This window comes from Aeromonas sp. QDB63, from assembly GCF_027707425.1.
In the GTDB taxonomy this organism is placed as follows: domain Bacteria; phylum Pseudomonadota; class Gammaproteobacteria; order Enterobacterales; family Aeromonadaceae; genus Aeromonas; species Aeromonas caviae.
In genome coordinates this window covers 23,798-50,219 of sequence record NZ_JAPCIS010000018.1, presented here as the reverse complement: position 1 = coordinate 50,219, position 26,422 = coordinate 23,798, and the positions used below count along the sequence as shown (strand labels likewise).

19 protein-coding genes are annotated in these 26,422 nt (G+C 62.9%); 12 read left to right on the top strand and 7 right to left on the bottom strand.

What is annotated here, in order from left to right; translation table 11 throughout:
- Nucleotides 1–14 precede the first annotated feature (14 nt).
- From PG879_RS12700 to PG879_RS12665, 8 genes are all read left to right on the top strand, one after another.
- Entirely contained in the window at nucleotides 15–3,095 is a 3,081-nt protein-coding gene (locus PG879_RS12700; protein ID WP_039040660.1) for a multidrug efflux RND transporter permease subunit, read from the top strand.
- 120 nt (nucleotides 3,096–3,215) lie between these two features.
- Nucleotides 3,216–5,174: an ATP-binding protein gene (locus PG879_RS12695; protein WP_010672308.1), complete on the top strand. Its 1,959-nt coding sequence runs from the start codon at nucleotides 3,216–3,218 to the stop codon at nucleotides 5,172–5,174.
- 76 nt (nucleotides 5,175–5,250) lie between these two features.
- A complete protein-coding gene (gene gorA / locus PG879_RS12690; RefSeq protein WP_270807244.1) occupies nucleotides 5,251–6,600 on the top strand; it encodes a glutathione-disulfide reductase in 1,350 nt (449 codons plus the stop codon).
- A gap of 448 nt (nucleotides 6,601–7,048) precedes the next feature.
- Nucleotides 7,049–8,731 carry a potassium-transporting ATPase subunit KdpA gene (gene kdpA, locus PG879_RS12685; RefSeq protein ID WP_270830268.1) on the top strand — a complete coding sequence of 561 codons (1,683 nt, stop codon included), beginning with the start codon at nucleotides 7,049–7,051 and terminating at the stop codon, nucleotides 8,729–8,731.
- Between the two features lie 55 nt (nucleotides 8,732–8,786).
- On the top strand, nucleotides 8,787–10,844 hold the full coding sequence (kdpB, locus tag PG879_RS12680; protein ID WP_270830266.1) for a potassium-transporting ATPase subunit KdpB: 2,058 nt from the start codon (nucleotides 8,787–8,789) through the stop codon (nucleotides 10,842–10,844).
- Nucleotides 10,845–10,902: 58 nt separating this feature from the next.
- Entirely contained in the window at nucleotides 10,903–11,430 is a 528-nt protein-coding gene (locus PG879_RS12675; protein ID WP_041212076.1) for a potassium-transporting ATPase subunit C, read from the top strand.
- A gap of 102 nt (nucleotides 11,431–11,532) precedes the next feature.
- Entirely contained in the window at nucleotides 11,533–14,121 is a 2,589-nt protein-coding gene (locus tag PG879_RS12670) for a sensor histidine kinase (protein WP_270830264.1), read from the top strand.
- Nucleotides 14,122–14,159: 38 nt separating this feature from the next.
- Entirely contained in the window at nucleotides 14,160–14,843 is a 684-nt protein-coding gene (locus PG879_RS12665) for a response regulator (RefSeq protein WP_270830262.1), read from the top strand.
- Between the two features lie 4 nt (nucleotides 14,844–14,847).
- Here the strand turns inward: PG879_RS12665 and PG879_RS12660 are convergent, their stop codons facing one another.
- Nucleotides 14,848–15,975: an MFS transporter gene (locus PG879_RS12660; protein ID WP_270830261.1), complete on the bottom strand. Its 1,128-nt coding sequence runs from the start codon at nucleotides 15,973–15,975 to the stop codon at nucleotides 14,848–14,850.
- A gap of 92 nt (nucleotides 15,976–16,067) precedes the next feature.
- Here PG879_RS12660 and PG879_RS12655 point away from each other — a divergent pair, with 92 nt between their 5' ends.
- A complete protein-coding gene (locus PG879_RS12655) occupies nucleotides 16,068–16,892 on the top strand; it encodes an AraC family transcriptional regulator (RefSeq protein ID WP_103261040.1) in 825 nt (274 codons plus the stop codon).
- Here PG879_RS12655 and PG879_RS12650 read toward each other — a convergent pair.
- Nucleotides 16,822–17,055, bottom strand: coding sequence for a hypothetical protein (locus tag PG879_RS12650; protein WP_041214189.1), 234 nt, complete (start codon nucleotides 17,053–17,055; stop codon nucleotides 16,822–16,824). The two genes, PG879_RS12655 and PG879_RS12650, sit on opposite strands and share 71 nt — an antisense overlap.
- A 283-nt stretch (nucleotides 17,056–17,338) precedes the next feature.
- Here PG879_RS12650 and PG879_RS12645 point away from each other — a divergent pair, with 283 nt between their 5' ends.
- Nucleotides 17,339–18,589: a valine--pyruvate transaminase gene (locus PG879_RS12645; protein ID WP_270830260.1), complete on the top strand. Its 1,251-nt coding sequence runs from the start codon at nucleotides 17,339–17,341 to the stop codon at nucleotides 18,587–18,589.
- A gap of 73 nt (nucleotides 18,590–18,662) precedes the next feature.
- Here PG879_RS12645 and PG879_RS12640 read toward each other — a convergent pair whose 3' ends face one another.
- Nucleotides 18,663–19,103 (bottom strand): Hsp20 family protein, encoded by a 441-nt coding sequence (locus PG879_RS12640; protein WP_010672292.1) that lies wholly within the window; start codon nucleotides 19,101–19,103, stop codon nucleotides 18,663–18,665.
- Between the two features lie 92 nt (nucleotides 19,104–19,195).
- On the bottom strand, nucleotides 19,196–19,609 hold the full coding sequence (locus PG879_RS12635; RefSeq protein ID WP_010672291.1) for an Hsp20 family protein: 414 nt from the start codon (nucleotides 19,607–19,609) through the stop codon (nucleotides 19,196–19,198).
- A gap of 256 nt (nucleotides 19,610–19,865) precedes the next feature.
- On the opposite strand from PG879_RS12635, the gene PG879_RS12630 reads away from it, so the two are divergent.
- On the top strand, nucleotides 19,866–20,636 hold the full coding sequence (locus PG879_RS12630; protein WP_039040649.1) for an MBL fold metallo-hydrolase: 771 nt from the start codon (nucleotides 19,866–19,868) through the stop codon (nucleotides 20,634–20,636).
- A gap of 85 nt (nucleotides 20,637–20,721) precedes the next feature.
- On the top strand, nucleotides 20,722–21,687 hold the full coding sequence (locus PG879_RS12625; protein WP_270830259.1) for a GlxA family transcriptional regulator: 966 nt from the start codon (nucleotides 20,722–20,724) through the stop codon (nucleotides 21,685–21,687).
- A gap of 99 nt (nucleotides 21,688–21,786) precedes the next feature.
- Here PG879_RS12625 and gyrB read toward each other — a convergent pair whose 3' ends face one another.
- The 3 genes from gyrB to dnaN are packed head-to-tail and all read right to left on the bottom strand — an operon-like array spanning nucleotide 21,787 to nucleotide 26,404.
- On the bottom strand, nucleotides 21,787–24,198 hold the full coding sequence (gene gyrB, locus PG879_RS12620) for a DNA topoisomerase (ATP-hydrolyzing) subunit B (RefSeq protein ID WP_270830258.1): 2,412 nt from the start codon (nucleotides 24,196–24,198) through the stop codon (nucleotides 21,787–21,789).
- On the bottom strand, nucleotides 24,195–25,298 hold the full coding sequence (gene recF / locus PG879_RS12615; protein WP_010672287.1) for a DNA replication/repair protein RecF: 1,104 nt from the start codon (nucleotides 25,296–25,298) through the stop codon (nucleotides 24,195–24,197). The genes gyrB and recF overlap by 4 nt, the downstream gene beginning before the upstream one ends.
- A 2-nt stretch (nucleotides 25,299–25,300) precedes the next feature.
- On the bottom strand, nucleotides 25,301–26,404 hold the full coding sequence (gene dnaN, locus PG879_RS12610; RefSeq protein ID WP_039040646.1) for a DNA polymerase III subunit beta: 1,104 nt from the start codon (nucleotides 26,402–26,404) through the stop codon (nucleotides 25,301–25,303).
- Nucleotides 26,405–26,422: the final 18 nt, after the last annotated feature.

Genomic DNA, 26,422 nt, shown 5'->3' with positions numbered 1-26,422 from the left:
CGCGGAGAGCTGCGATGCGATTTACTGACATATTCATAAAACGGCCTGTGCTGGCGATCTCGCTCAGCTTCCTGATAGCCCTGCTGGGCTTCCAGGCCATCTTCAAGATGCAGGTGCGTGAATACCCCGAGGTGATCAATACCGTCATCACGGTCAACACCAGCTACTATGGCGCCAGTGCGGATCTGATCCAGGGCTTCATCACCCAGCCTCTGGAGCAGGCGGTCGCCCAGGCCGACAACATCGACTTCATGACCTCCTCGAGCCAGCTGGGCAGTTCCACGGTGACGGCGTACATGAAGCTCAACACCGATCCGAACGCCGCGCTGTCCGACATCCTGGCCAAGGTCAACTCGGTGCGTTCCCAGTTGCCCAAAGAGGCGGAAGACCCTTCGGTCACCTCCTCCACCGGCTCCACCACGGCGGTGCTCTACATGGGCTTCACCAGCCCGGAGCTCAACTCCAGCCAGATCACCGACTACCTGGAGCGGGTCATCAAGCCCCAGCTGTTTACCGTGGGCGGGGTCTCCAAGGTGGATCTGTATGGCGGGGTCGAATTCGCCCTGCGGGTGTGGCTGGATCCGGCCAAGATGGCCGCCTTTGACCTGACCTCAAGCGACGTGATGACGGTGCTCAACAGCAACAACTATCAGTCCGCGACCGGCCAGGCCACCGGCTATTTCACCCTGTTCAACGGCAACGCCGAGACCCAGGTCGGCAACATCGAAGAGCTCAAGCGTCTGGTGGTCGCCACCCGCGACAGCAAGGTGATCCGTCTCTCCGACATCGCCAAGGTCTCCCTGGAGAAGAGCCACGACATCTATCGCGCCAGCGCCAACGGCCGCGAGGCCGTGGTTCTGGCCATCAACGCAGCCCCGACAGCCAACCCCATCAACATCGCCCACGATGTGCTGGAGCTGCTGCCGAGCCTGAAGCGCAACATGCCGAGCACCATGCAGGTGAACGTCCTGTATGACTCCACCATCGCCATCAACGAATCCATCCACGAGGTCATCAAGACCATACTGGAGGCGGCCGCCATCGTACTGGTGGTGATCACCCTGTTCCTCGGTTCGTTCCGGGCGGTCATCATCCCCATCATCACCATTCCCCTGAGCCTCATCGGCGTGGTGATGATGATGGACATGTTCGGCTTCTCCATAAACCTCATGACTCTGCTGGCGATGGTGCTGGCCATCGGTCTGGTGGTGGATGACGCCATCGTGGTGCTGGAGAACGTCGACCGTCACATCAAGGAAGGGGAAGAGCCGTTCCGGGCCGCCATCATAGGTACCCGGGAGATCGCCGTGCCCGTCATCGCCATGACGGTCACCCTGGCGGCGGTGTATGCGCCCATCGCCCTGATGGGGGGCATCACCGGCTCCCTGTTCAAGGAGTTCGCGCTGACCCTGGCGGGCGCCGTGTTCGTCTCGGGCATCATCGCCCTGACCCTGTCGCCCATGATGTGCGCCAAGATGCTCAGGGCCAACGAGGAGCCCGGCAAGTTCGAGCGTACCGTACACGATCTGCTGGACCGGATGACGGCCCGCTACGACGCCATGCTCCATGCCGTGATGCAAAAGCGCATCGTGGTCATCCTGTTTGCCGTCATCGTGTTCGCCAGCCTGCCGCTGCTGTTCAAGTTCATTCCGAGCGAGCTGGCCCCGTCCGAGGACAAAGGCGTCATGGCGGTGCTGGGGACGGCACCTTCCAACGCCAACCTGGACTACATCGAAAACACCATGGCGGACGTGAACAAAGTCCTGGACGACCAGCCGGAGATCGCTTACTCCCAGGTCTTCTCAGGGGTGTTCAACTCCAATCAGGCGTTCGGTATCGCCTCCATGGTGCCCTGGAGCCAGCGTGAAGCGAGCCAGAAAGAGGTGCTGGACCGGGTCGCCGGTCTGGTGAAGGACATCCCCGGGATGGCCATCACCACCTTCCAGTTCCCGGAACTGCCGGGGGCCTCGAGCGGTCTGCCCATCCAGTTCGTCATCACCACCCCGAACAGCTTCGAGAGCCTGTTCCTGATCGCGGGTGAGATGCTGGCGGCAACCCAGGCCAACGGCCAGTTCGTCTATTCGGATCTCGATCTGAACTACGACTCGGCCACCATGAAGATCAGCATCGACAAGGACAAGGCGGGTGCCTACGGCATCACCATGCAGGACATCGGCATCACCATGGGCACCATGATGGCGGACGGTTACGTCAACCGTATCGACCTGGATGGCCGCTCCTACGAGGTGATCCCGCAGGTGGAGCGCAAGTTCCGTCTCAACCCCGAGTCCATCAAGGGCTACTACGTGCGTGCCGCCGACGGCAAGTCGATCCCGCTGGGCAGCCTGATCAAGATTGAAGTGAAGGGAGAGCCCCGTGCCCTGCCCCACTTCAACCAGCTGAACTCCGCCACCATCGGCGCCGTGCCGGCACCTGGCGTGGCCATGGGGGATGCGATCAACTGGTTCAAGGCGACCGCGGAAGAGAAGCTGCCCCAAGGCTATCGTTACGACTTCATGGGGGAAGCCCGCCAGTTCGTGACCGAAGGGAATGCGCTCTACGCCACCTTCGCCCTGGCCCTGGCCATCATCTTCCTGGTGCTGGCGATCCAGTTCGAATCCGTGCGTGACCCGCTGGTCATCATGGTGTCAGTGCCGCTGGCCATCAGTGGCGCGCTGATCGCCCTGGCGTGGGGCATGGCCACCATGAACATCTACTCCCAGGTCGGTCTCATCACCCTCGTCGGTCTGATTACCAAGCACGGTATTCTGATCTGCGAGGTGGCGAAGGAGGAGCAGCTGCTCCATGGTCTGAACCGGATGCAAGCCGTGATGCAGGCTGCCAAGGTCCGTCTACGCCCCATCCTGATGACCACGGCGGCGATGATCGCAGGCCTCATCCCGCTGCTCTATGCCTCGGGTGCGGGGGCGGCACAGCGCTTCAGCATCGGCATCGTCATCGTGGCGGGTCTGGCCATCGGCACCCTGTTCACCCTGTTCGTGCTGCCGGTCATCTACACCTTCCTGGCATCCGAGCACAAGCCGCTGCCGGAATTCGACGAATCCATCCCGGCAAAAGCCAAGGGCGGTCACTGATCCCAGCCCACACAAAAAAGGCCCCGAAAGGGGCCTTATTTTTATCCATTGGATGACACACGACATAAGTCCATGAAGCAGTTAAACTAAACCGCACTCAATCCAGACCGCAAGGACGCCATGTCAGGAATCTTCTCCAAGGCCGTCGGCCTTAACGGACTCTCTTATCGTCTGCTTTCCTACATTCTGATCTGCAGTACGGTGCTGGCACTGCTCATCACCGTGCTTCAGCTCGCCTGGGACTACAACAAGGATGTGACCGTCATCGAGGCCAGCATCGGCCAGATCGAGGCCTCCTTCCTGCAACCCATCTCGGCCAGTCTCTGGAATCTGGATGAAGAGCAGGTGAAGGTGCAGATCGAGGGCATCATGAACCTGCCCAACATGCAGTTCGTCATGGTCAAGGAGATGCTGGGCAATTCGGAAGTGCCCCTGCTCACCCAGGGGGTGGAGCAGCCCCAATACGACATCTCCCGCGAGTTCACCCTGAGCTATCAGGGGGAAGTGGTCGGCAAGCTTTTCGTCGCCGCCTCCCTGGAGCAGGTCTACCAGCGCCTCATCGAGAAATCCGTGCTGATCCTGGTCAGCCAGACCATCAAGACCCTGGTCGTCTCGTTCTGCATCCTGGTCATCATCTACTATCTGGTGATCCGTCATATCAACCGCATCGTCAGCTATGCCCAGAAACTGAGCCTGGATCGCCTCGCGGTGGAGCTGACCCTGGAAGGTCGCCCCCTGCCCCGCAAGTCCCCTGACGAATTCGATACCCTGGCCGCCACCCTCAACCAGATGCGCACCCGGTTGAACGACGAGTTCACGGCCCGCCATCAGGCCGCCGATCAGCTCCAGCAGGAGCGGGACTTCTCCGCCACCCTGATCAACTCCGCCAACATGGTCATCTGCTGCATGGAGCCGGATCTCAACATCGCCAGCATCAACCCGGCGGCCATCCTGCTGACCGGCTATCACCACCAGGAGCTGTTGCAGCACAACTGGCTGGATCTCTTCGTCAGCAAGGAGCAGCGTGACGAGCTGGCCGCCACCCTGGCCGATCAGGGCGCTCTGGAGGACAGGGAGATCACCATGCACGACCAGCAGGGCAACGAGCTGGTACTGCAGTGGACCTTCGCTCCCTTCTACGAGGGGCCCAACCTCAAGTACCTGATCGGCTTTGGCTATGACATCACCCCCCTCAAAAAGGTCGAGCGGGAGATCACCCTGTTCAACGAGCAGCTGGAAGGCAAGGTGGCGGAACGCACCCGCAGCCTGAGCGATGCCAACGACCAGCTGGGCAAGGCCTATGACGATCTCAAGCAGGCCCAGCAGACCCTGGTGGAGTCGGAGAAAATGGCCTCGCTCGGTTCCCTTGTTGCCGGCGTGGCCCACGAGATCAACACCCCCATCGGCATCAGCGTCACCGCCTCCTCCTACCTGCAGGAGCGGGTGGCCGACTTCAAGCAGCATATCGAGGCCAAGCAGCTCTCCCGCACCTACCTCAACGAATTCACCCAGAATCTCGACGAGTCGATGCAACTGCTGCAAGGCAACTTGAGACGCGCCTCAGAACTCATCGCCAGCTTCAAGCAGGTAGCGGTCGATCAGTCCTCCGAGGCCCGCTACAACTTCAGCCTCGCCGACAACCTGCATCAGGTGGTGGTCTCCCTCGGCTACAAGCTCAAGAAGGCCCAGTGCGAGGTGGACATCCAGTGCGATCCCAAGCTGAGCATCTACTCCTTCCCGGGCAGCTTCACCCAGATCTATTCCAACCTGATCCTCAACTCCATCCATCACGGTTTCGATGGCTGGGACAGGCCCAGAAAGATCACCATTCAGGTGGCGCAGCAGGGAGACGAGCTGGTCATCGACTACAGTGACAACGGTCGCGGCATCCCCCCGGAGATATTGCCGCGCATCTTCGATCCCTTCGTCACCTCCAAGCGGGGCCAGGGTGGCAGCGGGCTCGGCACTCACATCATCTACAACCTGGTGGTCCAGCTGCTGCGGGGCCGCATCCACTGCGCCAGCGAACCGGGCCAGGGTGCCCAGTTCCACATTCGTCTGCCCATCCAGCAGAACTGAGCACCGGCTCTTGTGGGCCGGCCGCTTTGTCCCCATCATGCTGTGACTGCATTCTTAACGAGCGGAGAACCTCGCAATGGCACAGCATTTTGACTACATCGCCATCGGTGGCGGCAGCGGCGGCATCGCCTCGGCCAACCGGGCAGCCATGTACGGCAAGAAAGTCGCCCTGATCGAAGCCAAAGAGCTGGGTGGCACCTGCGTCAACGTCGGCTGCGTACCGAAGAAGGCCATGTGGTATGCAGGCCAGATCGCCGATGCCCTGAAATATGGCGCCGACTACGGCTTCGACACCACGCTCAACCACTTCAGCTGGGCCAAGCTGGTCGAATCCCGTCAGGCCTATATCGGGCGCATTCACCAGTCCTACCAGAACGTGCTGGGCAAGAACCAGATCACTGTCATCAAGGGCTTCGCCCGCTTCGTCGACAGCCATACCGTCGAGGTGAACGGCGAGCACTACAGCGCCGATCACATCCTGATTGCCACCGGCGGCCGCCCCGAGGTGCCGACCATTCCGGGCGCCGAACTGGGTATCGACTCCGACGGCTTTTTCGACCTGCAAAGCCAGCCCAAACGGGTTGCCGTGGTGGGTGCCGGCTATATCGCCGTGGAGATCGCAGGCGTGATGCAGGCACTTGGCTCCGAGACCCATCTGGTGGTGCGCAAACATGCGCCGCTGCGCAACTTCGACCCCATGATCCACGAGACCCTGGTGGAGATCATGGCGCAGGAAGGGCCCAAGCTGCACACCCACGCCATTCCCAAGGCCGTCATCAAGAACGCAGACGACAGCCTGACCCTGCAACTGGAAGATGGTCGCCACCTCACCGTGGACTGCCTCATATGGGCCATCGGTCGCGTGCCCGCCACCGACAACCTCAATCTGGCTGCCACCGGCATCACCCTGGACGAGAAGGGCTTCATCCCCACAGACAAGTTCCAGAACACCGACGTCGCCAACCTTTATGCCGTCGGTGACAACACCGGCCGCATCCAGCTCACCCCGGTGGCTGTCGCGGCAGGCCGCCGCCTCTCGGAGCGGCTGTTCAACAACAAGCCGGGCGAGCACCTCAACTACGATCTGGTGCCGACCGTGGTGTTCAGCCACCCGCCCATCGGCACCATCGGCCTGACCGAGCCGGAAGCCGTCGCCGAATACGGGGAAGATCAGGTGAAGGTCTACCGCAGCCAGTTCACCGCCATGTACTCGGCCCTGACCCAGCATCGCCAGCCCACCCGGATGAAACTGGTCTGCGTCGGGCCGGAAGAGAAGGTAGTCGGCCTGCACGGCATCGGCTTCGCCATGGACGAAATTCTGCAAGGCTTCGGCGTCGCCATGAAGATGGGCGCCACCAAGGCGGACTTCGACAACTGCGTTGCCATTCATCCAACCAGTGCGGAAGAGTTTGTGACCATGCGATAAGCGGGGTTGAAGCTGGCCTGTCATTATCAGACCAGCTTCTACAACTGTGTTTCCACTCACCATCCGACCAGCGCGGAAGAGTTTGTGACCATGCGATAAGCGGGGTTGAAGCTGACCTCATCACCATCGGGTCAGCTTCCGCCACTTGCTACCAAAACCCTGCCCAGGCCGGGTTTTTTGTGCCTTGCCCGTCCACCAGCCAACAAAACCCGCCTTCTTTACGCCGATTTTACGCCAGCCAAATTGGGCTTTATGGCGCCTTTACGCCCGTTTTACATACCCTTTCAGCGTCAATGAGACCCATGGGATCGACACGGATATGCATCGATCCCTGACGCTAATTACCTCAACGGAGTCGTTATGAATTGGCTATATCTGCTGCTGGTCCTCGCCCTCGCGGGCTATCTGCTGCGCGCCCTCGCGCGCACTCATGAGTGAGGAACCGGATATGTGGCAAGAGATCATCTATCCCGTCGCGTTCGTGCTGCTGGTGCTGCTGCCGGCGCCTCTGCTTGGCAACTACCTGTATCGGGTATTTGAAGGCAAGAGTCGCTGGCTGGCCCCGCTTGAGCGCGCCACCCTGGCCTGCTGCGGCACGGACGGGCGCGAGCAGGACTGGAAGTCCTACGCCCTCAGCCTGCTGGCTTTCAACGGCGCCGGTTTCGGCCTGCTGTTCCTGATCCTGATGGCGCAGGGGCTGCTGCCCCTCAACCCGCAGCAACTGCCAGGGTTGAACTGGCAACTCGCCTTCAACACCGCGGTCAGCTTCATGACCAACACCAACTGGCAGGCCTACTCCGGCGAAGCCAGCCTCTCCTACTTCAGCCAGATGGTGGGGCTCACCACCCAGAACTTCGTCTCCGCCGCCACCGGCGCCGCCGTCGCCATCGCCCTGTTTCGCGGTCTCTCCCGCCAGCAGACCATACACCTTGGCAACTTCTGGCAGGATCTGGTGCGCTTCTGTCTCTACGTGCTGCTGCCCATGGCGTTGATCATGGCGCTGCTGCTGGTATGGCAGGGGGTGCCCCAAAGCCTGTCGGCCTACCTGCCGTTCCACGCTCTGGAAGGCCAGGAGCAGCTGCTGCCGCTCGGCCCGGCCGCCTCCCAGATCGCCATCAAGCAGCTCGGCTCCAACGGCGGCGGCTTCTTCGGCATCAACTCGGCCCATCCGTTCGAGAACCCGACCGCCCTCTCCAACTGGCTGGAAATGGTCGCCCTGCTGACCCTGGCCGCCGCCATGGTCTGCACCCTGGGCCGTTACGTGAAGGATCTGGCCCACAGCCGCGCCATCCTCATCGCCATGACCATCATGCTGGTGCTGGGGCTCTGCCTCGCCATCGGCCAGGAGCTGAAACCGGATCCCGCCCTCGCCCACCTCACCAGCGAAGCCGGCAACTGGGAAGGCAAGGAGAGTCGCTTCGGCCCCGTGCTGTCCAGCATCTGGGAAGTGGCCACCACCGCCGCCTCCAACGGCTCGGTCAACGCCATGCACGACAGCTTCACCCCCCTCGCCGGCATGGTCGGCATGATCAACATGCTGCTGGGTGAAGTGGTGTTCGGCGGCGTCGGTGCCGGCATCTACGGCATGATGCTGTTCGTGCTGCTGACCGTGTTCCTGTGCGGCCTGATGGTGGGGCGCACCCCGACCTATCTCGGCAAACGGCTCGGCATCACCGAGATGAAGTGGGTGGTCGCCAGCATGCTGGTGATGCCGGTCGGGGTATTGGTGATCGGCGGCATTACCCTGCTGATGCCGAACTCCGCCACCGTCATCGGTCACGATGGCCCCCATGGCCTGTCACGACTGATCTATGCCTACGCCTCGGCCGCCGGCAACAACGGCTCCGCCTTCGCCGGCTTTGCCGCCGCCGACAGCTGGCAGTGCATCGCCATCGGGCTGGCCATGCTGCTCGGCCGCTTCGGCTACATCATCCCCGTGCTGGCCATCGCCGGCCAGCTGGCCCGCGCCCCGCGTCAGGAGCGAAGCGAGGGGGACTTCCCCGTCAGCGGCCCGCTCTTCATCACCCTGCTGATCGTCACCGTGCTGCTGATGGGGGGTCTCTCCTTCCTGCCGGTGCTGGCGCTGGGCCCGGTGGCGGAACACCTGAGCCTGCTGGGAGGAGCCTTCTGATGCTGCACCTCCGACTGATCTGCGTGACCAACTACTCGATGCAGGGAGCTTTCCAATGAGCAAATCCGCTTCAATGAGCACCGACACCATTCAGGTGAAGGGCAAGAAACAGAAATCACAGATCCTGCAGGCCATGGTGGAAGCCCTCTATCGCTTCAATCCCAGGGCGCTGTTTGGCAGCCCCATCCTGTTCACTCTCTGGCTGGCGGCCGTGATGGCGACCCTGGAGTCGCTGCTGGGGCAACCGCTCTCCGGCGTCGCTCCTTCTCTGGCCTGGCAGCTGACCGCCTGGCTCTGGCTCACCCTCTGGTTTGCCAACTTCGCCGAGACCCTGGCCGAGGGGCGCGGCAAGGCGCGGGCCGACAGTCTGAAGGCCGGCATGAGCCAGCTCAAGGCTCGCCGGGTCACCAGCCCGCAGGATGACAAGGGCGAGTGGGTACCGGCCACCAGCCTGCTCAAGGGCGATCTGGTGCTGGTGCGCAGCGGCGAAATGATCCCCGCCGACGGCGAAGTGGTCGCCGGCATCGCCTCGGTCAACGAGGCGGCCATCACCGGCGAATCCGCCCCCGTCATCCGCGAGTCCGGCACCGACCGCAGCGGCGTGACCGGCAACACCACTGTCGTCTCCGACGAGATCTGGGTGCGCATCACCAACAACCCGGGCGAAAGTACGCTGGATCGCATGATTGCCCTGGTGGAAGGGGCCAAGCGGCAGAAGACCCCCAACGAGATGGCGCTGGACGCCCTGCTGGTGGGGCTGACCCTGATCTTCCTGCTGGTGGTGGCCACCCTGCCCTGGTTCCTCGACTACAACGGCACCCAGGTGCCCCGGCTCTATCTGCTGGCGCTGTTCATCACCCTGATCCCGACCACCATCGGCGGCCTGCTCTCCGCCATCGGCATCGCCGGCATGGACCGGCTAGTGAAGCTCAACGTGATCGCCAAGTCGGGCCGGGCGGTGGAAGCCGCCGGCGACGTGCGTACCCTGCTGCTGGACAAGACCGGCACCATCACCTTCGGCAACCGGATGGCGGACGAGCTGATCCCGGCCCCCGGCGTGGATCCCTCCCTGCTGGCCCAGGCCGCCATGCTGGCCTCGCTCGGTGACAACACGCCGGAGGGCAAATCCATCCTGACCCTGGCGGGCAAGAGCCACACCAGACCGAGCCAGCTGGAGAGCGACATCCTCATCCCTTTCAGCGCCGAGACCAGGCTGAGCGGGCTGGATCGCAATGGCCATCACTATCGCAAGGGGGCGGTGGACGCGGTGCTACGCTACCTCTCCCTCGATCGCAAGGCAGTGCCGGAGCTCATCCTCAAATCGGTGGACAACATCGCCCGCCAGGGCGGCACCCCGCTGCTGGTCTGCACCCACGAGAAGTTGCTGGGGGTGGTGTACCTCAAGGACATCATCAAGCCGGGCATCAAGGCCCGCTTCCAGACCCTGCGCCACATGGGGATCCGCACCGTGATGATCACCGGTGACAACCCGCTGACCGCCGCCGCCATCGCCGCCGAAGCCGGGGTAGATGACTTCATCGCCGAGGCGACGCCGGAGAAGAAACTGGCCTACATCCGTCAGGAGCAGGCCGACGGCCGGCTGGTCGCCATGTGCGGGGACGGCGCCAACGACGCCCCGGCGCTGGCCCAGGCCGACGTGGGCCTGGCCATGAACGAGGGGACCCAGGCCGCCAAGGAGGCGGGCAACCTGGTGGATCTCGACTCCAACCCCACCAAGCTGCTGGACGTGGTGCTGGTGGGCAAGCAGCTGCTGGTGACCCGCGGCGCCCTGACCACCTTCTCCATCGCCAACGACGTGGCCAAGTACTTCGCCATCCTGCCAGCCCTGTTCATCGCCGCCTATCCGCAGCTGGGGGCGCTGAACCTGATGCAGCTGGGCAGCCCGGAGAGCGCCATCCTGTCGGCCATCATCTTCAACGCCCTGATCATCGTCGCGCTGGTGCCGCTGGCCCTGCGCGGGGTCAGCCTGAAGGGAACGGCGGTCAGCCTGCTGCGCCGCAACCTGCTGATCTACGGCGTCGGCGGCCTGATAGTGCCTTTCATAGGTATCAAGCTGATCGACCTGGTCATCACCGGCCTGGGCCTAGTGTGACTACATAGCGGGGTGCAGGCCTGGCTTGTACCCCATCAATCTTTTGGAGCAAAAAATCATGATAGCAATCAGAACCCTGCTGACCCTGACCCTGCTGCTGGGGGTGGCATATCCGCTGGCCGTCACCGGGCTGGCCCAGCTGCTCTTCCCCTGGCAGGCCAACGGCAGCCTGCTCACCAACGCCAAGCAGCAGGTGGTCGGCAGCGCCCTGCTGGCCCAAAAATTCGAGCGGGCCGACTACTTCCACTCCCGCCCCTCCGCCAGCGATTTCGCCACCATAGGTGGCGGCGGAAGCAACCTGGGGATGAGCTCGCCGCTACGGGCCGAGTTTGCCGCAGCGGCGGCCAGGGCGCAGCCGGAAGCCAGGGTCCCCGCCCTGCTGACCCGCTCCGCCTCCGGCCTCGATCCCCATCTGCCCCTCGATGCAGCACTGGCCCAGGTGGATAGGGTCGCCGGGCAACGGGGGCTGGATCCCGTTCAGTTGACGGAGCAGGTCAAGTCGGCGGCACAAGCTGGTATCCTTGGCCCGCAGGTGGTCAACATTCTCCAGTTGAACCTGCAACTCGATCATCAAAAGGGCGCCTGAGGGCGCTCCTTGCCGTTCGGGAAGGCTCCCTTTCGACAACGGGGACAAGCATGAGCAATGAGGTCACGGCCGCAGTTCGGCCGATGCAACGGGAGCACGGGGATGCGTGATGAAGTGAGGGCAGACGCCCTGCTGGCGAGCCTGGAGCAGGAGCACAGGGGCAAGCTGAAGGTGTTTCTCGGCGCGGCCCCCGGCGTCGGCAAGACCTACGCCATGCTGCAGGCGGTGCGGGAGCAGGCCAGGGAGGGAGTCGACATCCTGATCGGGGTGGTGGAGACCCACGGCCGCCAGGAGACCCTGGCCCTGCTCGACAAGCTCGCCATCCTGCCGCGCACACTGCACCTGCACCGCCAGCAGCGGCTGGAGGAGATGGATCTGGACGGTCTGCTGGCGCGCAAGCCCGCCATCGCCGTGGTGGACGAGCTGGCCCACAGCAACGCCCCCGGCAGCCGCCATGAGAAGCGCTGGCAGGATGTGGAGGAGTTGCTGGGCGCCGGCATCGATGTCTATACCACCCTCAACGTGCAGCACCTGGAGAGCCTCAACGATCTGGTGTGGCAGCTGACCGGGGTCAGGGTCAAGGAGACCCTGCCGGATCAGGTGCTGCTGGAGGCCGACAGCCTGGTGCTGATCGACCTGCCCCCCAAGGAGCTGCTCGGCCGCCTCAAGGAGGGCAAGGTCTATGTGCCCCACCAGGCCAAGGCCGCCCTGCAATCCTTTTTCTCTCTCAACAACCTGACCGCTCTGCGGGAGCTGGCGATGCAGACCGCCGCCAGCCACGTGGAGGGAGACCTGCAGTTGCAGTGGCAGGCGGCCGGCAAGACCACACTGCCGCTGCGGGGCAAGCTGATGGTCTGCATCGGGGATGAGCACGGCGCCGCCCTGGTGCGTTACGGCCACCGCTTCGCCCAGCGCAGGCAACTGCCCTGGCTGGTGGTGCACATCGACAGCAAGGGGCAACGCTCCCCCGAGCTGGAGCAGGCGCTGGCCCTCGCCTCCCAGTTGGGGGCCAGGGTGCTGACCCTCTCCAGCCCGGCCGTGGCCGATGCCCTGCTGGAGACCGCCGAACAGCAGCAGGTCTCCCAATTGCTGCTCGGCAAATCCCGCAACCCGCCCTGGCGTCGATCCCTGGTACAGCATCTGCTCAAACAAGCGCAGGGATTCGAGATCACGCTGGTGGATACCGAGAAGCGCAAGCCCGGTCTGACCCTGCCAACGGCAGGCCCGGGTGAGCTTCGCCAGAGCCTGCTGGCGGTGGCCATCATGGGGGGGACCTCGGCCGCGGTCTGGGCCCTCTCCCACTGGCTGCCCCCCGCCTCCCTGCCCATGCTGTTCGTGCTGGGGGTACTGGCCACCGCGCTCACCACCAGCCTGGTCCCCGCCATCCTGGCCGCCGTGCTGGGATTCGTCGGCCACAATCTGCTGTTCACCTTCCCCTACTTCTCCCTGAGCGTGGCCAGCCACAGCGACCTGCTCACCCTGTTCGTGCTGCTCATCGTCGGCATCGCGGCCGGGCGCCTCGCCTCCCGCCAGCGTCAGCAACTGGTCAGTCTGCGCGAGACCCAGCAACTGGGCAACGCCCTGCTCTCCCTGAGCCAGGGGCTGGCCACCGCCAGCAGCCCGGTGGACGTGCTGAGACAGGGAACCCAGGCCATCGCCCTCGCCCTTGGGCAGCCCGTGTTCGCGCTCGATGGGGATTACCAGTACCGGGCCGGTGACACCCAGACCGGGCCGGGCCAGACCGACAAGGCCGCCATCGACTGGTGCCTGGCCCAGAAGCAGAGCGCCGGTGCCCATACCGCCACCCTCAACGCCGCCGAGGCTCAGTATCATCACCTCGGCGATGACCTGGTGCTGGGCATCCGGCTGGCCAGCCCGCTCACCTCCGCCGCCGAGCACCAGCTGCAGGCCCTGCTCACCGATATCCGCGCCGCCCTGGCGCGGATCGATCTCAACGAGCGGCTGGCGGACAGCCAGTTGCAGGCGGAGACCGACCGGATGCGCGCCGCCCTGCTCTCCTCGGTCTCCCACGACCTGAAGACGCCGCTGGCCACCATCATGGGGGCTGGCAGCACCCTGCTGGAATACGGGGACCGGATAAGTGCAGAGGACCGCATCGAACTGCTGCACTCGGTGCAGGACGAGGCGCGCCGCCTGCACGGCTATGTGCAGAACCTGCTGGACATGACCCGCATCGGTTCACCGGATTTCCAGCTGAAACGGGACTGGGTCGACCTGGCGGACCTGGTGGAGAGCGCCCGCCGCCGTCTCGACTCCTCCTGGCGCCAGCACAAGCTGCTGGTGCACTTCGATCAGCAGATCCCCCGGCTCTATGTGCACGGCGCCCTGATCGAGCAGGTGCTGGTCAACATCCTCGACAACGCCTCCCGCTACTCGCCGGCCGGCACCCCCATCGAGTTCAAGGTGATGCTGGCGGCCCCCGACCTCATCATCGACATCATCGATATCGGGGTCGGCATCGCCGAGTCGGATCGGGACAAGATCTTCAATCTGTTCTACACCCAGCCGGTCGGCGACTGCGGCAGCCGCGGCACCGGGCTTGGCCTCGCCATTTCCCGCGCTATGATAGAGGTCCACGGCGGCCGCATCTGGGCATTCGCCGGCCCCAACGGCAACGGCACCTGCATGCGCATCTCCCTGCCGCTGGCCCTCAACGCACCGGCGGCCTGATGGTCGCCGCCCTTTTCAATCAGCAAACGGGAGGCTGAATGGCTCACATACTGGTCATCGACGACGAGGCGGCCATCCGCCGTTTTTTGCGGATCAGCCTGATCGCCGAAGGACATCAGGTGAGTGAGGCGGTCGGCGTCACCGAGGGGATGGCGCAGTATCGCCACCTCAACCCCGACCTGGTGATCCTGGATCTGGGCCTGCCGGACGGTGATGGCATCCAAATCCTGCACGCCATCCGCGAGCACCACGCCAATCCCGTGCTGGTGCTCTCGGCGCGGGACTCGGAGCAGGATAAGGTGCGGCTGCTGGATGCGGGGGCCAACGACTACATGAGCAAGCCGTTCGGCGTCGGGGAGATGATGGCCCGTATCCGGGTGCTGCTGCGCCAGCGCGTCGGTGCCACCAGCGGCGAGTGTCGACACTTCCCCCACTGTGGCCTGACCCTGGACAGCAGCAGCCACAAGGTGACCTTGCAGGGCGAGGAGATCCCCCTCTCCCGCAAGGAGTTCGCCCTGTTGCAGGCGCTGGTGTGCCACCCCGGCAAGCTGGTGCAACAGACCCAGCTGCTCATCGACATCTGGGGGCCAAGCCACAAGGAGGACACTCACTACCTGCGCATCGTCATCGCCAGTCTGCGCAAGAAGCTGGGAGATAACCCCCAGCAACCCACGCTGATCGAAACTGAAGCCGGCATCGGCTACCGCTTTATCGGCAGCTGATGTTTCACGTGGAACGACGCCAACCGCAGCACAGGGCCAGCAGACCGCATCCCCCGAGCAGCAGCCCGAGATCCTGCAAGCTGGCTGCAACCGCCAACCCCAGGCTGAGCAGCAGGTAGTAACCGAGCCCGAACAGGGCCCCGGCACTGCCCGCCACCTCCCGATAGGCCAGCAGTGCCTGGCTCAGCACATTGGGGATAGCCAGCCCGAACGCGATCACCACTCCCGTCATGGGCAGCAGAAACCAGAGCGATGCCTGACTGGCCCACACCAGCCAACCCGAACCCGATGCCAGCACGGCGGCGAGCCGTATTAACGAGGCAGGCGTCCAGCCACGGCCCAGCAGGCGCTTGTTGAGCAGGCTGCCCACCAGGGTCGCCAGCGCCAGCACGATGCCGGAGTAACCAAATTCCCCCGCGCTCAGCCCCAGACCGGCAAACAAAAACGGCGCCAGGCTGTAGTAGCCGAACAGCATGGTGTTGAACAGCGCCACCAGGGCAGCGCTGCGCCACAAGCCGGTATCACGTACCATCCGGCAGGCCAGCGGCCAGAGTGCGACCCTTTGGGTGATGGCCGGGCGGGTTTCCGGCAGTTGCCAGCAAGCCATCAGCAACAAGCCGATTGCCAGCGCCAGCAGGGCGCCGAATACCCCGACATAACCCACCCCATCAGCCAGCAGGCCACCGCTCACCAGCCCCAGTACCGGGCTCAGGGAGAGCGCGATGCCCATCACCGAAAAGACCCGCGCCAGATCGCTGCCCTGATAGCTGTCGCGCAGCATGGTCTGGGTCACCACGGAACCCACGGCGGCACCGAAGGCCGCGATGACCCGGGCCAGCAGCAGGGTTTCAAATTGAGCGGCCAGCAACGCCAGCAGGGTGCCGGCGCCATAGGTCAGCAGCCCCGCCAGCATGGCGGGACGCCGCCCGATGAGATCGCACAACCTGCCCCAGCAGACCACGCCCGCCGCAAACGCCAGAAAATAGACCGACAGGGTCTGGGACGCCAGCCCCTCGCTCACCCGAAACTCAGTGGCGATATGGGTCAGCACCGGGCTGTAGATGGTCTCCACTATCTGGGGAAACATCATCAATCCGACCACCAGCCAGCGCGGTGGCAACCTGTTGTTCATGACACACCTCCTTCACAAGAGGTCGCCATTCTAGAGAGGGATAACTTGTCCGATTACAATAAGGCGGACTATAAACAGCAAGAATCGGACACATGGCCTTTATTCTTCCCGATCACCCCTTTGATCCGGACCAGCACGACGGCAGCGCCATCGGTATTGCCGCCGCCCTCGGCTGGCACGACTCCGGCCGCCATCAGCACCAGCGCCACCAGCTGCTGTTCGCCCAGGCAGGCTGCATGACCATAGAGCTGGACGATCAGGTCTGCCTGCTGCCGCCGACGCGAGCGGCCTGGTTGCCAGCAGGCCTGCCCCACCGGGTGTTGATGCGCGGGGTAGTGGCCTATCGCTCCCTCTACTTCCAGCCGGAGCCCGCGTTGCCAAACGAGATGGCGGTGCTGGCGGTCAACCCGCTGCTGCGGGAGATCATCGAGCGGATGGCGCTCTGGCCCTGGGACAAGCCGGAAGCAGAGCAAACCTGCACACTGGCATTATTGAAAGAAGAGCTGGCGCAAGCGCCGCGGGAATCCTGGCAGTTGCCGCTGCCGTCAGACGGGCGTCTGACCGGCTGGCTGCAGGAGATAAAGCGGGGTGACACCCTGCCCGATCGGCTCAACCGGCTGGCCGAGCGGGTGGGTGCCAGTGACAAGACCATAGGCCGCATCTTCATGCGGGAGACCGGCATGAGCTACCAGGCCTGGCGCCAGCAGTGGCGACTGCTGCGGGCCATGGAACTGCTGGCCGAAGCCGAGCCCATCAGCCGGGTAGCCGCAGCCCTGGAGTTCGCCAGCGACAGCGCCTTCATCGCCTTCTTCAGGCAGCACACGGGGCAGACCCCCTTGCGCTACCTCAGCTCTCGGGATGAGTCGCATCGGCCGAGCTCGCCTCCACCACCAGGGTCTCCAGGGCCAGCGGCTTGAGGTTGTGGATGGCCTCTGCCACCACGTCATGGGAGGCCTGCTGCTGCAAGGCCAGCATCTCCTGCTGCAGGGCGGCGCTGTCCAGCTCGGGTCTGGGGTTCTCGGCGGCCATGGCATTCAGGCTCAGGCTGCTGGCAATCAGGGTAGCGATCAGGATCTTCATCTGGCGTGCTCCGGTGTGGTTGAGATGACCAGATAGCTATTCCAATAGTTGTGCCAGATTTATAACAGCATGATTTTATTGATATAAATAATTTTTTGATGCTGTCATTCCCCTTCCTGAATCGAATGTTGGTTATTTTAAAACCTATAAATGGTTTTTTTTACCACCTCCATCATGGCAACCCTGTTCCACGTGAAACGCCCCGTTTTTTTGATCGACACCCGCTTTTGAAGTGAGCTATGGTGCTAGCTCCCCCCTTAACTGACTCTGGATTTGCCACCGAATGGAATTCTCCTTGTTCGGCGAGAAGTTCACTCGCCACGCCGGTATTACCCAACTCATGGACGACCTCAATCAAGGGCTGCTGAATCCCGACGCCATCATGCTGGGAGGCGGCAATCCGGCCCCCATCCCCGCCATGCTGGAACGCTTTCAGGCCGAGGCCAACACCCTGCTCGACAACGGCGAACTGATCAAGGCCATGGCCAACTACGATGGCCCCCAGGGCAAGGACAGGTTCACCAGGGCGCTGGCGACCCTGCTCAGCAAGGAGCTGGGCTGGGAAATCTCCGCCCGCAACATCGCCCTGACCAATGGCAGCCAGAACGCCTTCTTCTATCTGTTCAACCTGCTGGCCGGTGAGTTCGCCGACGGTCGCAAGAAGAAGGTGCTGTTCCCCCTGGCCCCCGAATACATCGGCTATGCCGACTCGGCCCTCTCGGACGATCATTTCGTCGCCTACAAGCCCACCATCGAGAAGCTGCCCGACGGCCAGTTCAAATACCACGTGGATTTCGAGAGCCTGCAGGTGGGCGACGACATCGGGGTGATCTGTGTCTCCCGGCCGACCAACCCCACCGGCAACGTGCTCACCGACGAGGAGATCGAGCACCTCGATCAGATCGCCCGTGACAAGGGGATCCCGCTGCTCATCGACAATGCCTACGGCGTGCCCTTCCCCGGCATCATCTTCAGCGACGCCAAGCCGTTCTGGAACGCCAACACCATCCTCTGCATGAGCCTCTCCAAGCTCGGCCTGCCGGGCACCCGTTGCGGCATCGTCATCGCCGACGAGAAGATCATCCGGGCCATCACCAACCTGAGCGGCATCATCAATCTGGCGCCGGGCAGCCTGGGTCCGGCCATCACCATTCCGATGATCGAGAGCGGTGACATCATCACCCTGAGCGAACAGGTGGTGAAACCCTTCTACCAGCAGAAAGCCACCTTCGCGGTCCAGCTGCTGCGCGAGGCCATTCCGGATCCGCGCTTCCACATCCACAAGCCGGAGGGAGCCCTCTTCCTCTGGCTCTGGTTCGAAGACCTGCCGATCCACTGCCAGGAGCTGTATGAGCGACTGAAGGCGAAGAACCTGCTGATCGTGCCCGGCCACTACTTCTTCCCCGGCATCGACGATCCCGAGTGGCGCCACAGCCAGGAGTGCATCCGCCTCAACTATGCCCAGAGCGAAGATCTGGTGCGTCGCGGCATCGCCATCCTGGCCAACGAGATCAACGCCCTCTACGCCGGTTGATTCCCCCTTCGGCATGAAAAAAAGAGGCCTGCAGATGCAGGCCTCTTTTCTATCAGGTGGTCAGCGATGTTGTTTAACCGGGCAGTGCCAGCTGATCGGGTTTGCCGATGGGGATGGCACGGGGCTTGAGCGCTTCCGGCAGCTCCCGGGCCAGCTCTATGGTCAGCAGACCGTGCTCCAGCCTGGCCCCCTGCACTTCCACGTGCTGGCTCAGCTTGAAGGCGAGCTCGAAGTCCCGCTCGGCGATCCCCTGATGGAGGAACTGGCGCTCGCCCATGGTGGCGACCTTGCGCCCCTTCACCTTGAGGGTACCGTTTTCGGTCTCCAGCTCCAGCTCATTGCGATCGAAACCGGCCACGGCAACCGTGATGAGGTAGCTGTCGTGATCCCGCTTTTCGATGTTGTACGGGGGGTAGGCCGAGGTCTTCTGATCGAACAGGCCTTCCAGCTCGCGGGCCATCCGCTCGAAGCCGACGGCATTGGAATAGAGATGAGAAAAGTCGAGGTTACGCATGATCCTATCCTTCTATAAAGCAACAGGGTTTACTCTCCGCGGGCCCGCCATCGGCACCCGGGAAACATCAGCAATGCAACGAGGTCAGGCTGTCAGCCGTTGATCTCGATCTTGCGGGGCTTCATCGCCTCGGGCACTTCGCGCACCAGGTCGATGTGCAGCAGACCGTTCTTCAGGTCGGCCCCCTTCACCCGCACATAGTCGGCCAGCTGGAAGCGACGCTCGAAGCCGCGTTCGGCAATGCCTTGGTAGAGGTAGTTGCGCTCGGTGTCGGCCTGCTTGCTGCCCTTCACCGTCAGCAGATTTTCCTGGAAGCTCAGCTCCAGCTCTTCCTGGGTAAAGCCCGCCACCGCCATGCTGATGCGGTAGTCGCTGTCACCCAGCTGCTCGATGTTGTAGGGGGGATAGCCGGCATTGCCATTGCTGGCGGCAGATTCGATGAGAGTGGCCAGACGATCGAAACCGATGGCAGAACGATAGAGCGGAGAAAAGTCGATAGAACGCATAGTATTACCCTCTTGTGAGCGATAACGGATTGTTTGCCCTCCTGATGGACGGGCACCTGGTCGAAACCTCTGTCGAGCGTTCCGGCCTTGTTATCTATATAGGGGCCAGCATTTGGCTTTCAAGGGGTAAAAACAAAAGAAATGCAGGCCATCAAGAATGGCCCGATTAGATCGATAATAGGCCTGCGGGCCACTCATGATCCGTCCCTCATCCTTCCATACTGGCCGTGTCCCCAACGAGAAACCGGAGCACGCCATGAAGATTACCCAGGTTCGCAACGCCACCCTGCTCATCCACTACGCAGGAACCCGCTTCCTCATCGACCCCATGCTGGCCCCCAAGGGGAGCTACCCCGGCTTCGAAGGCATGGCCAACAGCCATCTTCGCAACCCCCTGGTCGAGCTGCCGCTGCCCATGGCGACCCTGCTGGAGGTGGATGCGGTGATCGTCACCCATGACCATCTGGATCACTGGGACGATGTCGCGAAAGCGAAGATCCCCAAGCACCTTCCCCTGTTCGTGCAGCATCAAAAAGATGCCGACACCATGAGGGGATGCGGCTTCGAGGATGTGCGCCTGCTGGGCGAGGTCGGCGAGTTCGCCGGCATCCGCCTGCAACAGACGGAAGGCCGACACGGCAGCGATACCATCATGGCCCTGCTGGGGGATCGCCTTGGCGAGGTCAGCGGAGTGGTCTTCTCCCATCCCGCCGAAAAGACCCTCTATCTGGCCGGCGACACCGTCTGGAATGCCCAGGTTGAACAAGCGCTGCACCGGCACCAACCCGAGGTTGTCGTCCTCAACTGCGGTGATGCCCAGGTGACGGGTCTGGGCGCCATCATCATGGGCAAGGAGGATGTGGCCGCCGTCTATCAGGCCGCCCCGCAGGCCACCCTGATCGCCAGCCACATGGAGGCGGTCAATCATGCCCTGCTGTCCCGGCGGGAGCTGCGCGACTACCTGGACAGCCAGGGGATGGCCGCCCGGGTACGGGTGCCCGAGGATGGCGACACCATGGTGCTCTGAGCGAGGGGCCGGGCACCACATGGCTCTTCGGCTTTCTGTTGCTGCCCCGTATGATGGGGATCCGAGTGCAAAGGAGTTTGCCACCATGCCCCGTCCCCTCATCGTCGCCGTCATCACCTTCGATCGCTTCAGCCCCTTTCACTGCTCGGTGCCCTGCCTCATCTTTGGCGACAAGATGATGCCGGGCCAGTCGCTGTTCGAGCTGAGACTCTGCGCCGGGGATGACACGCGGCAACCCGCCTCCTCCCAGGGCTTTCGCATGGAGGCCGACTATGGCCTGGAGGGTCTGCTGGAGGCGGATATCATCATCATCCCCTTCTGGCGCGATCCGGCCGAGCGCCCCGCCCAACCCCTGCTCGATGCCCTGGTTGCCGCCCGGATCAGGGGAGCCCAGATCGTGGGGCTCTGTCTCGGTACCTATGTGCTGGCCTATGCCGGCCTGCTGGACGGGCGCGGTGCCGCCACCCACTGGGAATTTGAACAGGAGTTCGTCCAGCGCTTCCCCCGGGTGCGGCTCGACACCAATGCCCTCTACGTCGACGACGACGGGCTCATCACTTCGGCTGGCACCGCCGCCAGCCTGGACTGCTGCCTCTATCTGGTTCGCCAGCATCACGGCAGCCAGATTGCCAACAAGCTGGCCAGGCGGCTGGTGGTGCCTCCCCACCGGGAGGGTGGCCAGGCCCAGTTCATCGAGCAGCCGGTACCCGCCACCACCCGGGATGCCAGGATCAACCAGCTGTTCGATCACCTTCGCCTGCACCTGGCCGCGCCCCACACCCTGGACAGCCTGGCGGAACATTGCATGATGAGCCGACGCACCTTTAGCCGCCGCTTCCAGCTCGCCACCGGTCTCTCCCTCGGGGAGTGGCTGATGTCGGAGCGCCTGCGCCGCAGCCAGATGCTGCTGGAGTCCAGCGCCCACACCGTGGAACGCATCGCCGAACTGGTGGGGCTCGGGTCTGCCACCATCTTGCGCAAGCACTTTCGCACCCGCTTCGGGGTGTCGCCGCGGGAGTGGCGCCGCACCTTTCGTGGTGACAGAGTCTAGGTCCCTCATGTTTCACGTGGAACGCGCCCTCTCCCTTCCGCCCAAAAAACAAAAAGCCGCTCACGAGGAGCGGCTTTTGATGATTGTCGGACCGTCTGATTAGACGTCGAGGTTGGCAACCCGCAGGGCGTTGGTCTCGATGAAGTCGCGACGGGGCTCTACGGCGTCACCCATCAGGGTGGAGAAGAGCTGGTCGGCGCCGACTGCGTCGTCGATGGTGACACGCAGCATGCGACGGGCTTCCGGATCCATGGTGGTTTCCCACAGCTGCTCCGGGTTCATCTCCCCCAGCCCTTTATAGCGCTGGATGTAGATGCCACGCTTGCCTTCGCCCATCAGCCACTCGACCGCTTCAACGAAGCTGGCGACCGGCTTCACCTTCTCACCACGCTTGATGTAACCGCCTTCCTCGATCAGGTTGGCGATCTCCTTGCCCAGGGAGACCAGCTGACGGTACTCGGAGGATTGCAGGAAGTCATAGCTCAGCGGATATTCACGGTCGACCCCGTGCTGGCGTACCACGGCGTGGGGCACGAACAGGCTGCGCTCCTCGTCGCGGCGTACCTGCATCTGGTACTGGATACCGTGGTTGCTCTCGTTGAGCACGACTTCCATGCTCTGGCACCAGGTCTGCAGATCGCTCTCGCTGGCCAGCAGGGTTTCGTTCAACTCAGGCTGATAGATCAGCTGGGTCAGCACGGCTTCCGGGGCGCGGCGGGACATGCGGGTGATGAGGTGAGTCACGGAGCGATGCTGGTTGACCAGACGCTCCAGCGCCTCGCCACCGATGGCCGGGGCAGACTCGTTGACGTGCAGGGTCGCACCGTCCAGCGCCATGGCGGTCTGGTACTGCAACAATGCGTCTTCGTCTTTCAGGTACTGCTCCTGTTTGCCCTTCTTCACCTTGTAGAGCGGCGGCTGGGCGATGAAGACATAGCCACGCTCGATGATTTCCGGCATCTGACGATAGAAGAAGGTCAGCAGCAGGGTACGGATGTGCGCACCATCGACGTCCGCATCCGTCATGATGATGATGTTGTGATAGCGCAGCTTGTCCGGGTTGTACTCGTCGCGACCGATGCCACAGCCCAGGGCGGTGATCAGGGTGCCCACCTCCTGGGAGGAGATCATCTTGTCGAAACGGGCCTTCTCCACGTTCAGGATTTTACCCTTGAGGGGCAGGATGGCCTGGTTCTTCCGGTTGCGACCCTGCTTGGCGGAACCGCCAGCAGAGTCCCCTTCCACGATGTAGAGTTCGGAGAGCGCCGGGTCTTTCTCCTGACAGTCCGCCAGCTTGCCGGGCAGACCGGCGATATCCAGCGCGCCCTTGCGGCGGGTCAGTTCGCGGGCCTTGCGGGCCGCTTCACGGGCACGGGCCGCATCGATGATCTTGTTGACCACGATTTTGGCGTCGCCCGGGTTTTCCAGCAGGAAGTCGGCCAGCTTCTCACCCATGGCCTGTTCCACGGCGGTCTTCACTTCGGAAGAGACCAGCTTGTCCTTGGTCTGGGAGGAGAACTTAGGGTCAGGCACCTTGACGGAGATAACGGCAATCAGACCTTCACGGACGTCGTCACCACTGGCGGCGGACTTGGCCTTCTTGCTGTAGTCCTCCTTGTCCATGTAGTTGTTCAGCGTCCGGGTCAGCGCGGTACGGAAGCCCACCAGGTGGGTACCGCCATCCCGCTGCGGAATGTTGTTGGTGAAGCAGTAGACCCCTTCCTGATAGGCGTCGTTCCACTGCATGGCGACTTCGACACCGATGCCGTCCTGCTCTGTGGTGAAGTGGAACACCTTGGGGTGGATCGGGGTCTTGTTCTGGTTCAGGTACTCGACGAAGGCCTTGATGCCCCCTTCGTAGCAGAAGTGCGCCTCACGGCCATCACGCTCGTCCATCAGACGGATGGAGACGCCGGAGTTGAGGAAGGAGAGCTCGCGCAGACGCTTGGCCAGGATCTCGTAGTGGAACAGGGTGTCACTGAAGATGGTCGGGCTCGGCCAGAAGCGGACTTCGGTCCCGGTGCCAGTGCTGTCACCAATCTGCTTGAGGGGTGCCTGCGGCTCGCCCAGGTGATAGGTCTGCTCGTAGACATGACCGTTGCGGCGGATGGTCAGCAGCAGCTTGTCGGAAAGCGCGTTCACCACGGAAACGCCCACACCGTGCAGACCGCCGGACACCTTGTAGGAGTTGTCATCGAATTTGCCGCCGGCGTGCAGCACGGTCATGATGACTTCAGCGGCCGAACGACCCTCTTCCGGGTGGATGTCCACCGGAATGCCGCGACCGTTGTCGCGCACGGAGACGGAGCCGTCGGAATGGATCTTGACCTGGATATCGGAGCAGTAGCCAGCCAGAGCCTCGTCGATGGAGTTGTCGACGACCTCGAACACCATGTGGTGCAGGCCCGATCCATCGTCCGTATCGCCGATATACATCCCCGGGCGCTTGCGGACCGCATCCAGGCCCTTGAGCACCTTGATATTCGAGGAGTCGTAAGTATTTTCACTCATAGCTTACTCTCTGCCTTCTCTAACGTTTCGGAGATCTTGCCTTGTTCCACGTGGAACAGCTTGCAGTCACTCGCATCCATCATGTCTGCGAGCTGACCGGTATCGATGGCGGTGATGAACACCTGGGACGCGCACTGCTTCAGCCTTGCGGCCAGCAGACGACGTTTGTCGACATCCAGTTCAGAGGCAAAATCATCAATTAAAAAAATACAGCCGCGGCTGCTATGTTGATTCAAATAGAGCCCTTGGGCCAGCCGCATGGCACAGACCAGCAACTTCAGCTGACCCCTGGACAAAATATCCTGCGCGGGCACGCCGTTCGCCTTGAGCCGCACGTCCGCCTTCTGCGGACCGACCCCAGTGTACCCCAGCGAACGATCCCGTTCGAACCCCGCCTCCAGCAATGCGTCGAGGGGAGTGTCTTTTTCCCAGCCTCGATAGAATCCAAGACTGATATCGAACTCCGGCAGAAAATCTGCCGTCATCTCCTTGATCAGGGGCGTAATGGCCTGACAATAACTGGCGCGAAACCCCGCCAGCTCGCCACCCAGTCGCACCAGCTCCTGATCCCAGAATGCCAGTTGACGATACTGGGTGCTCTGGCGCAGCAAGGCATTGCGCTGCTTCAACAGCCGACGCACCCGCCCCCAGAGGGAGAAGAAGGTCGGCTCCTGATGGAAAACACCCCAGTCGAGCCAGGCCCGGCGAGCCTGGGGCCCACCGGTCAGCAGGCTGAAACCATCGGGGTGGATCAACTGTACCGGCAACAGCTCCGCCAGATCGGCCAGGCGCTGGGCCTGGGCACCGGCGATCTTGAGCTGGGTTTCGCCCCCCTTGTCCTTGGCAAGCCCGATGGGCACCTGACGCCCCTCCAGCTCGCACTGGGCAAACAGGGTAAAGGCCCGCTCGCCCTGGCGGATGACCCGCCCGGTCAAATGGGTACGAAACGAGCGGCCGAGACCAAGGTAATGAATGGCTTCCAGCACGCTGGTCTTGCCACTGCCGTTGCTCCCGACCAGGATATTGAGGCCGGGAGACAGCGCGAGACTGGCGTGCTGAATGTTGCGAAAGTCGCTGAGCTGGAGTTTGACCAGGGACACGACTAGATCCGCATCGGCATCACCACGTACTGGGCATCTTGGTTCTCAAAATCCTCAATAATGGCGCTGCTGATGGAATCGCTCAGGCTGATCCGGATTTGGTCACATTTTAACGTATTCAACACGTCCAGCACATAGGAGACGTTGAAGCCGATCTCCATCTCGCCAGCGGCGTATTGTACGTCAAGCAGCTCTTCGGCTTCTTCCTGTTCCGGGTTGTTGGCGGTGATGCGCAGCAGGTTTTCCTGCAGATTGAGACGCACCCCACGGAATTTCTCGTTGGAGAGGATGGCGGCACGGGCAAAGGCCTGGCGCAGATCCTCGCGACCGGCGATCAGGGCCTTGTCACTCCCCCGGGGGATGACGCGGCGCCAGTCCGGGAAACGCCCATCCACCAGCTTGGAGGTGAAGATGAAGCCATCCAGGGCGGCACGCAGGTTGCTGCGGCCCACTTGCAGCCGTACCGGCTTGTCTTCCGCTTCCAGCAGGCGCACCAGCTCCAGCACCCCTTTGCGCGGCAGGATGACCTGATGATCGGGCAACGATTCCCCCACCACCTCGCGGCGGCAGGTGGCCAGCCGGTGACCGTCCGTCGCCACGGTACGCAGGCCGTGTCCTTCGCTCTCGAACAGCATGCCGTTCAGGTAGTAGCGCACGTCCTGGCTCGCCATGGAGAACTGGGTCGCGTCGATGAGTTTTTTCAGCTCCAGCTGGCTGATGTCGAACTCGAGTACAGATTCCCAATCCTCGATGTTCGGGTATTCGGTGGCCGGCAGGGTCGACAGGTTGAAGCGGGAGCGGCCGGAACGGATGATGAGGCGCTCTCCCTCGGTGCTGAGGCGGATCTCCGCCCCCTCCGGCAGACCGCGACAGATGTCCAGCAGCTTGCGCGCCGGCACTGTGGTGCGGCCATCCTGGCTGTCGCTGTTGAGATAAACCTGTCCGATCATCTCCACCTCGAGATCGGTCCCGGTCAGCGACAGCAGGCCATTGCTGACATCGAGCAGGACGTTGCCGAGGATGGGCAGGGTCGGCCGGCCACCCAGGGCACCGGACACCAGTTGCAGGGGACGTAACAGGGCCTCACGGCTAATTTCGAGCTGCATCTGTGCTCTCCGTTGTTA

Excerpts from the sequence above, each read along its gene's own strand:
- PG879_RS12640 (WP_010672292.1), bottom strand. The coding sequence starts at position 19,103 with ATGCGTAACCTCGACTTTTCTCATCTCTATTCCAATGCCGTCGGCTTC.
- kdpA (WP_270830268.1), top strand. The coding sequence starts at position 7,049 with ATGTGGCAAGAGATCATCTATCCCGTCGCGTTCGTGCTGCTGGTGCTG.
- gorA (WP_270807244.1), top strand. The coding sequence starts at position 5,251 with ATGGCACAGCATTTTGACTACATCGCCATCGGTGGCGGCAGCGGCGGC.
- PG879_RS12645 (WP_270830260.1), top strand. The coding sequence starts at position 17,339 with ATGGAATTCTCCTTGTTCGGCGAGAAGTTCACTCGCCACGCCGGTATT.
- kdpB (WP_270830266.1), top strand. The coding sequence starts at position 8,787 with ATGAGCAAATCCGCTTCAATGAGCACCGACACCATTCAGGTGAAGGGC.
- PG879_RS12625 (WP_270830259.1), top strand. The coding sequence starts at position 20,722 with ATGCCCCGTCCCCTCATCGTCGCCGTCATCACCTTCGATCGCTTCAGC.
- PG879_RS12695 (WP_010672308.1), top strand. The coding sequence starts at position 3,216 with ATGTCAGGAATCTTCTCCAAGGCCGTCGGCCTTAACGGACTCTCTTAT.
- PG879_RS12655 (WP_103261040.1), top strand. The coding sequence starts at position 16,068 with ATGGCCTTTATTCTTCCCGATCACCCCTTTGATCCGGACCAGCACGAC.
- PG879_RS12675 (WP_041212076.1), top strand. The coding sequence starts at position 10,903 with ATGATAGCAATCAGAACCCTGCTGACCCTGACCCTGCTGCTGGGGGTG.
- PG879_RS12700 (WP_039040660.1), top strand. The coding sequence starts at position 15 with ATGCGATTTACTGACATATTCATAAAACGGCCTGTGCTGGCGATCTCG.
- PG879_RS12660 (WP_270830261.1), bottom strand. The coding sequence starts at position 15,975 with ATGAACAACAGGTTGCCACCGCGCTGGCTGGTGGTCGGATTGATGATG.
- PG879_RS12650 (WP_041214189.1), bottom strand. The coding sequence starts at position 17,055 with ATGAAGATCCTGATCGCTACCCTGATTGCCAGCAGCCTGAGCCTGAAT.
- PG879_RS12630 (WP_039040649.1), top strand. The coding sequence starts at position 19,866 with ATGAAGATTACCCAGGTTCGCAACGCCACCCTGCTCATCCACTACGCA.
- PG879_RS12670 (WP_270830264.1), top strand. The coding sequence starts at position 11,533 with ATGCGTGATGAAGTGAGGGCAGACGCCCTGCTGGCGAGCCTGGAGCAG.
- gyrB (WP_270830258.1), bottom strand. The coding sequence starts at position 24,198 with ATGAGTGAAAATACTTACGACTCCTCGAATATCAAGGTGCTCAAGGGC.
- PG879_RS12635 (WP_010672291.1), bottom strand. The coding sequence starts at position 19,609 with ATGCGTTCTATCGACTTTTCTCCGCTCTATCGTTCTGCCATCGGTTTC.
- PG879_RS12665 (WP_270830262.1), top strand. The coding sequence starts at position 14,160 with ATGGCTCACATACTGGTCATCGACGACGAGGCGGCCATCCGCCGTTTT.
- dnaN (WP_039040646.1), bottom strand. The coding sequence starts at position 26,404 with ATGCAGCTCGAAATTAGCCGTGAGGCCCTGTTACGTCCCCTGCAACTG.